This is a genomic window from Spirosoma daeguense, assembly GCF_054776875.1.
In genome coordinates this window covers 686144-696101 of the sequence record NZ_BAAHBF010000003.1, presented here as the reverse complement: position 1 = coordinate 696101, position 9958 = coordinate 686144, and the positions used below count along the sequence as shown (strand labels likewise).

Below are 9958 nucleotides of genomic sequence, written 5' to 3'. Positions count from 1 at the left end.
CATGGGGGCACCTTGTTTTTCAACGCGGGCAGTTCAGCTTCGGTGCTGGATTACGTACGCATCGACCAGATGGGTGACATCAGCGGGGGGGGTAAAGCAGTGGTCATTACATCGGGTGAAACACCAGCCATTCGCCACACCACCCTGACTAACAGTGAGAAGGACGCCATCGTGAGCTGGGGAGGGGGAGCCAAAAACTTTTCCAGTCTCAAGGCCGTCGTCCTGCTGACCACCGAGACGATCACCCAAAATGCCTTCCTGCCCAAGCTGGGCTATGCCACCTCCTTCTACCAGCTCTCATCAGGCGGACTCACGGTGGCGCAGAGCCAAACGCTCACCATTGCCCCCGGAGTGACCATTGAGGCACCCGCTTACAATGCCAGTCTGCAGATCAACGGCACCCTGCTGGCTCAAGGCACAGCCACCGACTCCATCCGCTTTCTGGGCAAGGCTAACCCCCAGATGAGCCCCACCTCCACCCATGGGGGCACCTTGTTTTTCAACGCGGGCAGTTCAGCTTCGGTGCTGGATTACGTACGCATCGACCAGATGGGTGACATCAGCGGGGGGGGGAATGCTATATCAACCTCTACCTCAGGACTTAGTATAATTCACACAACTATTTGTAACAGTGAGGAAACTGGAATTACAAATAATGCTTCCTCTTTAACTATTTCCTCATCAAATATATTCGGGAATTCGACAGGCTTTTATAATACAGCAGGCAAACCTGTTCTTCAAAATAACCGAATCTACAGCAACTCAACGTATGGCGTAAATAACGTTAGCAGCGATACACTTGACGCTCGAAACAGTTACTGGGGTACCCCGACCGGACCTTTTCATGCAGCGCTTAATCCCAATGGAACAGGAAATAAGGTATCGAACAAAGTGAAATTTACTCCGTGGGTAGAACAACTCACACAAGTTGAGCAAACCATTACGTTCGCCGAAATTTCGAATAAGTACGTTGACGAAACAGTAGTGCTTACTGCCAACGCTACGTCTGATCTGCCTGTAAGTTTCTCTATAAACACACAGCCAGCCTCGGGCGTAGCAATACTAACGAGTAATACTCTTACCTTTCCTGGTAGCGTTGGACAAGTAAACGTAACGGCCTATCAAGCCGGAAACGACTCTTTCAAACCTGCTCAGATACAGCGCAGTTTCCAGGTTTTAAAGCGCAGTCAAAACATTTCCTTTTCTTCTGTTGCCGCAAGGACGATTGGAGAGCCGCCTTTTAGCCTGACCGCTACAGCTACATCGGGTTTACCTGTTACGTTCACTGTCATATCAGGCCCAGCTACGTTGAACGGAAACACACTTACGCTGACCGCACCCGGTACAGTTGTTATTGAAGCCCGACAACCTGGGAATACAGTATACAATCCAGCCACTCCGCAGCAACAGAGCTTTATTGTTCATGAGCAACGATCTGATCTGGCCGTTAGAAACGTTAGCTCTAACCGAACAAGCGTGGGGCTTAACGATGTCATTACAGTTTCCTGGACGATTGCCAATGAGGGTATTGCTGCTTCGCTGGTCAATTGGACGGAGCGTATTTATATGCAATCCCCGTCAGGTGAGAATCGCTCCCTAATTAAACAAGTTAGTTTTTCAACTAATAGTTCTCTAAATTCTGGACAGACTATTGCCAGAAGTGATGCTTTAATTATTCCTGCTCAGTTGCTCATCGGCGATCAAGCTGTTTTTGTGGTGGAAGTAGTGCCAGGCTCAGCAACGATGGAAACACCAGGGACACAAACCAACAACATTGCTGTTCAACCAAACAGCTGGACCATCAAAAAAGAGTTGTCTCTTGTCTTGTCTTCTAGTCAGATCACAGAAGGTAATGTATCTGGTATTATGGCAACCGTCAGCCGAACAGGTTCACTGTTAAATGCACTCACTGTAACCGTTAGCTTTAATAATGCCGCTCGATTTTCGTTCCCAACTTCCGTCGTTATCCCAGTTGGTCAGTCCGGCATCTCATTTACAGTTTCCGTTCCAAACAACAATACTGTTGATGGACAGGCAACGGATCGATTACAGGTTTCAGCAACGGGTTATCAGAGCAACCAGACTGATCTGGCAATCATTGATAATGACTTACCTACTTTGTCAATTACAAATCTTCCGGCCACTGCCACGGAAGGACAGGTAGTGCGCTTTAAAGTAGGAACGAATTTAGCGCCCTCCAGCCCCCTATCTGTTTTTCTGCAATCCAGTAATCCGACTCGTTTTCCAGTTCCAGTTTCTGTCACAATCACAGCAGGTGCGCTCACAGTAGATGTCTCTGTTACGTTAGTACAGGACAACATTCCTGAAATTGACTTGGCAGTAGGCATCACCGCTGGAGCATCTAATCATACCCCAGCGAATCAGACAATTCAAATCAATGATGACGATATACCTGGTTTAGCACTCGTTCTGCAAACTAATAGTATATCCGAATCAGGCGGTCTTTCAGCTACCCAGGCTACGCTCCGACGAGTAACAGGTAGTAATTCTATTGCCTTTACGGCTAATTTATCGGCAAATCTACCTAATACACTTATTCTGCCAGGGGCCATTTCGTTAGCAGCTGGCGAAAACGAAAAGACGTTCACGATTGGCGTTATTGACAATGATCAGGTTGATGGTCAGCGTCTGCTTGCCATCACTGCTTCGTTGTTTGTATCATCATGTAATTGTAATGCCCTTCCAACATCTTCGGGCTCAGTATCGGCGACTCTGGCTGTGAATGACAACGATGGACCATCTCTCCTACTTACAGTTACTCAGCAAACCTTATCCGAAGGGCTTTCCAACGCAGGCATATTACGAATCACGCGGAATACTTCAAACACGAATGCACTGACCGTATCGCTTTCGTCCTCTGATTTAACCGAAGCAACCCTTCCCGCAACTATTAACATTCCTACTGGACAATCATTTGTCGACGTACCGATTACTACGTTAAATGATGGAGCAACTGATGGAAATCAGCAAGTATATCTTACAGCTACATCCAGCGGCTTTTCATCTGGTTCAATATGGATTATCGTTACAGATCAAAACAAGCCGGATTTGCAGATTCCATTGGTTCAACTGAGTGGCCCAAGTGTTCAGGCATCATCCCTTTTGACCTGTCAGGTTTCTATAAAGAATACGGGTTCTGCAACAGCACCCAGTGGTACATTAGTACGAGGTTATTTGTCGAAAGATAACGTCATCGATGCGTCAGATATACTAATTTCAGAAGATGTATTGTATGAATCAGTCCCAGTCGGCCAAATCAAAATACTCCCCAACGCGATAAAAGTCCCGGAGTCTCAGGGAATTTACAAAATACTTTTCTGGGTCAATCCAGACGCTACGTTGACCGAGCTTTTGTTCACTAATAACGTATCTCAGCCCAGCAGCTTAATCATTGAGCCAAGCTACACTGCCAACGCCGTAGTTGGCCCAGCTTATTTTATGCAAGGAAGTACTATTCCCATCACCGGCTCTGCAACAAAAGGTAACGGTTCAGTTGCGGCTAACATGCCCGTTGAAGTTTACGTCATCACACAAGGTATTAGACGTAATATTTCGGCCGTGACGGATGCCTCAGGCAACTACTCGACCCAGTTTACTCCATTAGTTAACGAGTCAGGACATTTTATTATTGGAGCAAGCTCCCCAAGCTTAAATCAGACAGTTGAGCAAGATGCATTTGATATTCTGGGGATTCGCATCAATAGAGGTAATCCGGTTAAGCTTACAGCCACCCTGAACGAAACATTGAGCAGTGCGTTGCAGGTAGAGAATCGGAGCGGCAGAAATTTAACCAACTTTACACTGTCACCACTAACCTTACCAAATGGAGCATCTGTACAATTTACAGTTTTACCAACATTACCGGCTAGTGCGTCAGCGAATATCACTTATACTATTAGCGGATCGTTACTAACAGATGGGAATAATTTTGATATCGCAGTCTTCCAGGCAAAGTCTGACGAAGGAATCCTCCAAAACACGAACATCTATTATTATTGCCAGGCATCTAACGGCTATCTGGTCACTAATATGCCAGCTATTCGGGCCAGTGTCTCCCAAAGCTCAGGTGAGCGTCAGATCGAAATCAAACTGATTAATAAGGGCAAGGGATCAACTGGTCCCATAAACATTAGCCTCCCAAAGGTAAATTGGCTCAGTAGTATTACAGCTAAAACTTTATCTTCTTTAGCTCCCGGAGACTCGACAGCCGCCATATTGAAATTTCTTGCATTGAACGAAGTCCCATTTAATTATCCTATAACAGGTAACATAGGAATCAACTCGACAAGCGGTAATTCATTCACCATTCCTTTTACCTTCGAAAAGGTTTCTGAATCTTCAGGAACGGCGAGAATTACGGTTACCAATCAATTCACCTATTATGGCGAGGGAGGACCAAAAGTAAAAGACGCACTTGTCAAGATTACCAATTATTTTACAGGAGCAGTATATGCAGAGGGTTACACCAATGCTGAAGGTGTATTCACAGCCCCCAATGTTCCTGAAGGTAAACATCGAATTACGGTAGAAAAAGACAAGCATCTTCCCTACAGCAATGTCTTGGAAATCAACCCGGCTCGAACAACTGAATCCACTGTATTTCTAAATTATCAGGCAATAACGTTCAGTTGGTCGGTGGTGCCTACAGCAGTGCAGGATCAATATGAGGTTGTACTTGAAAGCAAATTTGAAACCAACGTTCCTGCGCCGGTAGTGACCATGGATATGCCAAAAACCATGCCCCAACTTTCGGCAGGACAAGACTATCCGTTTTACATCACCCTCACTAACCACGGACTCATAACCGCAGAGCAGGTAACCTTAGATTTACCCACTATAGATCCTGAATACGAATTCGTGACAAATTATACACCGGCTGACCTTTTTGCCAAGCAGAGTATCCAGGTTCCGGTAGTTATGCGTAGGCGAAGTGGCGGTGGCAGAGTAAGCGCACTTTCAAATGAGGCTCCATGTGCGGGCTACGTAGGTACGGCCTATACATATAAATGTAATTTATCAACTGGATTATGGGATAGAGTCGTATTCCCATTTAACTATGGAGGCCGGAATTGCGGACCCGGAGGAGGGGTGAGCACTACAGGAGGAACAATATCCGCTGCGCAATATGCTGCGCTTTATGACGCATGGGTAGCTGGGATGGTTGCCATGGGGCAGATTGGAGCAGCTATTCTATGTCCTAACTGCTCAGGATCGAGTGGAGTTCCAAGCGGGGGAAGGGCTGAGCCGACTCCAGAAGTTGGGCCAAAAAAGGAAAGTTGTGTAGAATGTATCGCAGGTGTAGCTGGTGCAGTAGCAGGTTGTCTTCCCGGTGGTGACTTGGTTAGTCCACTGATATGCTATGCTGGTGTTGTACTCGACGGAACCAGACCTAACTATGGGGCTGAATTAGCAAAATGTGCAGTCGATGGAATTAAAGGTAAAGTCAAAGATAACCTAGCAAAACTGGTACCTGGGCTAAGCCAACTGCTGTGTTTAAAGGGCATATTAGATGAGTTAGAAAAGTGCAAGGGTACCGAAAGCAGTGGTGGAAGAAAAAGCGCTGGAGAATTACCAAATGCAGTTTTTCAGGAAATTTCCGATAATCTACAAGTTGTATTGAAGGGATATAATGGATTGAGAAGTTGGATGTCTGAGTATTTTGGAGATATGATTGATAAGGAAGGCTGGAAAGTTTTATTTCCTCTAGTCAAAACATATTTAAACGATCTAACGCCTATCCCCTCAACTGTTCAAACTAATATTATCGCGGCAATGGCTGGGTATGATATACAACCAGCCGCTCTCTCAGCATTTTTTACCCGCTGGAACACTTCCATAGAAGCCAAAAATAACAACGTCTTTGCTCCTAATGCTCAATACCCCAATATAATTAATTGGAATCAGGTTGATGTTTATGTAATTGCTTTAATCACATCTCATAATCAGTCAGTTAATAAAGGATTTCAAACTATTGATGATATGCACAAAGAGTCGATAAAGTCTCTTCTCGAAATTATCGATGGTCAAAAAAATGAGGTTTGTGCATCCGTCACTGTGCAGTTTAACCAGAAACTGACCATGACACGCGAAGCATTCGAGGGAACACTGGAAATAACCAACGGTCACCCAACGGATGCCATGAAGACAATCTCGGTTAACATCCAGATAACAGACGAAAACGGAACACCCAGTAACGGTCTCTTTGAAATTCAGACTAAAAGCCTTACGAATCTTGCTAATGTTACGGGATCAGGAGAAATTAATGGCCAACAAAAAGGATCCGTTAAATACCTGTTTATTCCTGAATTAGGAGCCGCACCAACAGTGCCTAAGATTTACAAGTTTGGAGGCTCGGTAACCTATTGGGATCCCTATGCAAAGGCAATGATCACGTTGCCATTAGTCGCTGTTCCAATTACAATCAATCCAAGTCCCAACCTCATGTTGCACTATTTCATGGAACGGAATATTTTGGGTGACGACGCGCTGACCTCCCCTGAAATAGAACCCTCGGTTCCTGCCGAGCTGGCTGTCATGGTTGAGAATAAAGGTTATGGACCAGCAGTCAATATGGTGATCTCCTCTGCTCAGCCTAAAATTGTCGATAACGAAAAAGGCTTGGCGATCAATTTCAATTTAATAGGGTCTAAACTTCAGGGACAACCGAAGCAGTTAGGAGTTACGAATATCAATTTTGGCACGATTCCAGCACTGAAAACTCAGATTGGACAATGGTATTTTACCAGTTCGTTGCTTGGGAAATTTGTCAGTTATGAAGCTAAAGTCGTTCACACCAGTAGTTTTGGCAATTCAAATCTCAGCTTAGTACAAGGCGTCAAATTGCATGAGCTGACTAAAAGTATTCGGCTTTACGGTAATCAGGACGACGGTATCAACGACTTTTTGGTCAATGATATTTTTGACGTAGCTGACCGACCAGACATCATCTATTTCTCGCAGGGCAACCGAACGGCTAAAGTAAATCCAGCCGCTAGCGGGAGCTTTAATATCCCAGTGTCAGCGCCAGTATTTACAACCACGCTGACCGTAACGCCGTCCGATACAGGTTTTAACTATATTAAACTAAATGATCCAGGCAACCGACTTTATACATTAGTTAGTGTAACTCGCAGTGATGGTCAGATTATTCCGCTGGATAATGCTTGGCTCACCTTTGTCACGTTGCCAGTAAGTCGGGCACCGATCTATGAAAACAAATTTCATCTTGTGGATCGCTTTGCTTCGACCAATCCTGCTACGTATACGGTCGTGTGGAAACCCGTCAATCTGAATGTACCTAAAGTGGACAGTATTACCGGAGCCCCCCCGCAGCCCGCATCTACTCAGATAACGAACCTTAAGGTTTACTTCAATAAGCGTATTAACCCGGCTACGTTTACTTATGAAGACCTGAGTCTGACGCTACAGGGGGGGCCGAACCTGATCAATTCATCGGTTGTCATTACGCAACTTGATTCAGCCTCCTTTAATATTGATCTGTCGGCGATCACAATAGGCAATGGGTTTTATACCCTTACTGCTCAGGCCGCTAATGTTGAAGACAGTTATGGTATTTCCGGAACGACGGGGAAACAGGTTAGCTGGTCGCAATTTCTGAATGTACCTATTGTTCAGGCTTTTCAGGGAATTCCTCCCAGTCACGTAGCTTCTGCTTATAGTACCATTCAACTGCTCTTCAATCTTCCCATCGACGTGTCAACAATCACACCAGTCCGCTTTACGATCTACAAGAATGGGATTCAGCAGGCCGGTTCACTGACGATTGAGTCCGTAAGCCAGGATCACAAACTGGTTAGTCTGGCTGGCCTGCAAACTATTTTAACCCAGAACGGCACATACGAATTGCGAGTTGACCTCCCCAACATCAAGTCGGAAAATCAGATCGCGGGACTGCAAACTCAATCCATCAGTCTTACTGTTGATAATATTGGACCTACGGTGCTAATTCTGGAAAAATCAGCCCAAGGAGGCCTTGATACGCAGCACATTCCCTTTATTAATATTTCCTTCAACGAAGGAGTAGTGGGTTTAAATACGGCTGCTTTTCAGTTTTCTAGAAATGGCGAAACTTTGCCTCTTTCCTTTACACAACTATCGAATACAAACCCAAGAACATGGATGGTGGGTAATTTCGGCCTATTGACTTATCCGGAGGGGACTTATACGTTTACGGTCAATTTAGCAGAGGTGAAGGACAGCACCGGCAATGCCGGAACCGGCACACGACAAATTACCTGGACTGCCAATCGGACTTCTTCGATTGCCATTACGAACCTTAGCGTTATTCCTGATCTAGGCTTTTCGTCTACTGATGGCATTACGTCTGGCCAATCTCTAACACTCAGTTATAATCTAAATGCTAATGCTTCAAAAGTAACTATTTCGCAGGTTGACTTGAGTGGCGAAGTTATTTTATCAGATCAACTCAATGTAGTAGCGGGTAATCGAACTGCGTTCGTCACAGTTACTACGGGTGGCAATACGCGCATCAGGGTGAAGGCTATTGGAGCAAATGGCAGTACAGTAACAACTGAAAAAGTGCTTTATTTAGATCAGATTCCCCTCTTTGCGCAATGGCAGTTTGCCCAAAATCAAACTTTATCGACGCAGGTAAGTTCAATCTCGCTTGCCGTCTCCTCCCGACTCCTAAATGACGCAGGTCTTCTGAATGCTATTCAACTTCGCAGAAATGGAACTCTCATCCCATCAACGAGTCTTAGTGTAGAACCATTGAATGATACGTTGTATACAATCAGAGGAATTAATACCATAAGCTCAATAGCCGGAACGTATCAGTTAACATTCGATATTAAGAATTTTAGCAAATACAGCAGTGGAAGAACGAATTCAGGAACAGCATCCGTTTCTTGGACGGTTCTGTCGCCAAACCGCCCACCAGTTACAAATGCAGGGGCGAGTATGACTATTGCATCTGTCGGAACCGTCCGTTTAAATGGTACTGCCTCTGTTGACCCAGATGGAGATGTAATAACCTACAACTGGGTAGCACCTAATGGGGTTACGCTTAGCAATCCAACTTCAGCCACACCCTCTTTTACACTTAATGAAGCTGATCGAGGGAAAACATATTCTTTCTTGCTAATCACAAGCGATGGGATTTTATTTAGTACAGATGTGGTAACTGTTTATTTTGGCAGCGGTGAAACTATGAGAATTACAAATTTACAAAACAATTGTATTAACTCAGGATTTCAAATACCTGTGGGTATACCTTCTGGAGGTACATTCAGTGGCCCAGGTATTTCAGGCAATTATTTTTATCCTTCTGAAGCAGGAGTAGGTACTCATACAATTACATATACGAAAAACGGGCAGTCCGTTATGCAAAACGTAACGGTATATCCTCGGCCAGATTTAGCCATTAGTCCAACTTCTTCTACTCTTACATGCAGCAATCCTGCAATCCGACTGTTAGCCAGCTCCCCAGACAATGTTATTTATTATGGCTGGAGAGGACCAGCTGGTTTTATAGCTACTGGAGCTAGCATTAGTGCTACTGTACCAGGTTCATACACAGTAACTGCTAACATTGGTAACAGCGAATGGGGTTGTAGTAACACAGCAACTGCTACTGTTCAAAGTAGTATAAAAGGTCTTTTTACAACAGTCAAGTCTGGGCAATGGAATGATCCAACAATCTGGACTTGTGGTGTCGTACCCACTACGGGCAACGTGGTAATGCTTGAACATCCTGTCACTCTACCAATTAATAGTACTTCTCATTGCAAAGCTATTATTTACGGGACCAATGGGAAAATAATATCTTCTTCGGGATCTAAACTTAGGGTCGGATTTTAAGAGAAGCGTAGGTTTGGAGCTGCTACATTTGACTGGAAATTTCGTTAGGAACTATCTTAACGTGAATAATACATTGAGTGTACGTCGTCAGATAAAA

At 44.7% G+C, this 9958-nt stretch carries 1 protein-coding gene; it reads left to right on the top strand.

Going from position 1 to position 9958, the window contains the following annotated elements:
* Positions 1–315 precede the first annotated feature (315 nt).
* On the top strand, positions 316–9861 hold the full coding sequence (locus tag ACYVD4_RS11915) for a PKD domain-containing protein (RefSeq protein WP_460945774.1): 9546 nt from the start codon (positions 316–318) through the stop codon (positions 9859–9861).
* Positions 9862–9958 lie beyond the last annotated feature (97 nt).